Source organism: Vibrio sp. Vb0598, assembly GCF_033338935.1.
Lineage (GTDB): Bacteria > Pseudomonadota > Gammaproteobacteria > Enterobacterales > Vibrionaceae > Vibrio > Vibrio alginolyticus.
Map to the genome: position 1 here is coordinate 1 of NZ_JAWOTP010000130.1, position 1,342 is coordinate 1,342.

A 1,342-nucleotide genomic window follows, 5' to 3' on the forward strand; every position below is an offset into this window, starting at 1 on the left:
GGATTCACCAGATGCACCAGAGTCAAACAACCCGCTATTCAAAACCCAAGGTGTGCGCGGTTTAAGCCGAGTGATTTGCTTCTCGCCAGATCACAGCAAGACCTTACCGGAACTACCAGTGGATAAAATTCGCGGCGTGATTGATACATGGAATGAGCAAATTGAAGAGTTAGGTAAAGATTTCATCTGGGTTCAAGCTTTTGAAACCATGGGGTGTTCTCAACCACACCCACGCGGGCAGATTTGGCTTTGTTGCTTAATTCAGAGATAAGACATACTTACGCCATTGTGCTTAATTATTAAACAATATACTGAGTTTCAGGCATACCTAGCCCTGTAAGCTTGTTCAGCGCTTTGATCATAGCGTAAGTCTCGCCAACCTGAGCATTGTAATTTCTTAGGCTTAATTTCCCACCTAGCAGCTGTTTTACTCGGTACATTGCTGTCTCTGATAGTGAGCGCTTATGATAGCCATACCGCTTTTTCCATTTCTTGTTGGAGCCGTAGAGCTTTTGACAACCTACTGCTAAATTACGAGGGTGCCCTTGTTCCCAGAAGGCTGCTCCTTCTCTTGGCGGGATGAGCGGAACGGCGCGCTTGATCCGTATGGCATCATGGCAATTCCTTGTGTCATAAGCGGCATCGCCTGATATTTCAATTATTTTACGACGCGTTTGCTTGAGTAAGTTGGGGAGCACTTCGGCATCGGTTACGTTAGATAAACTCAGCTCTGCTGCGACTATTTCGTGAGTGCTTGTATCTACTGCAATATGCAGTTTACGCCAGACTCTGCGCTTCCCATCAGTACCATGCTTCTTGACCTTCCATTCACCCTCGCCATAAACCTTGAGGCCAGTGGCATCAATTGCTAGGTGTTGTATTGCTCCTCTGGTTTTGGTTTTAAATGAAACCTCAACTTCCTTAGCTCGGCGGCTTATACAGGTGTAGTGCGGGCAAACAAGCGGGATGTTAGCCAGCTTAAATACAGAGTCTAGAAAACCTTGTAGCGCTCTCAACGGCATAGAGAAAACGCGTTTTACCATCAGTGCTGTAGTAATGGCTAAGTCGCTGAATCGACGAGGTCTACCACGTTTATCTTGTTTACTCTGCTTCCACTGGCGAATGGCTTCTTCATCAATCCAGAAAGTGAGTGAACCACGGTTGATTAAGGCTTTGTTGTACTGTTTCCAGTTCGTTATTTTGTAGCGAGGTTTCGGCATGAGACTAGGGGAATTAACTTACTTAGCCAATCAGATCGTAACCTTCTGATTTAGTTCCCTCGAATTACGCAACAAAGCCTCGCAGACCAATAACAATGACGAAATGCATCGCTTTTATCATT

At 45.5% G+C, this 1,342-nt stretch carries 1 protein-coding gene and 1 pseudogene; one reads left to right on the forward strand and one right to left on the reverse strand.

The features are described 5' to 3' along the window. A pseudogene (galT, locus tag R7Q38_RS23490) lies at window positions 1-247 on the forward strand (galactose-1-phosphate uridylyltransferase); the annotation flags it as partial. Window positions 248-299: 52 nt separating this feature from the next. Here the strand turns inward: galT and R7Q38_RS23495 are convergent. Then, window positions 300-1,220, reverse strand: coding sequence for an IS5 family transposase (locus R7Q38_RS23495; protein ID WP_318114482.1), 921 nt, complete (start codon window positions 1,218-1,220; stop codon window positions 300-302). Between the last annotated feature and the right edge of the window lie 122 nt (window positions 1,221-1,342).

Bases quoted from the DNA above. Each gene is read 5' to 3' on its own strand.
- R7Q38_RS23495 (WP_318114482.1), bottom strand. From the start codon at position 1,220: ATGCCGAAACCTCGCTACAAAATAACGAACTGGAAACAGTACAACAAA.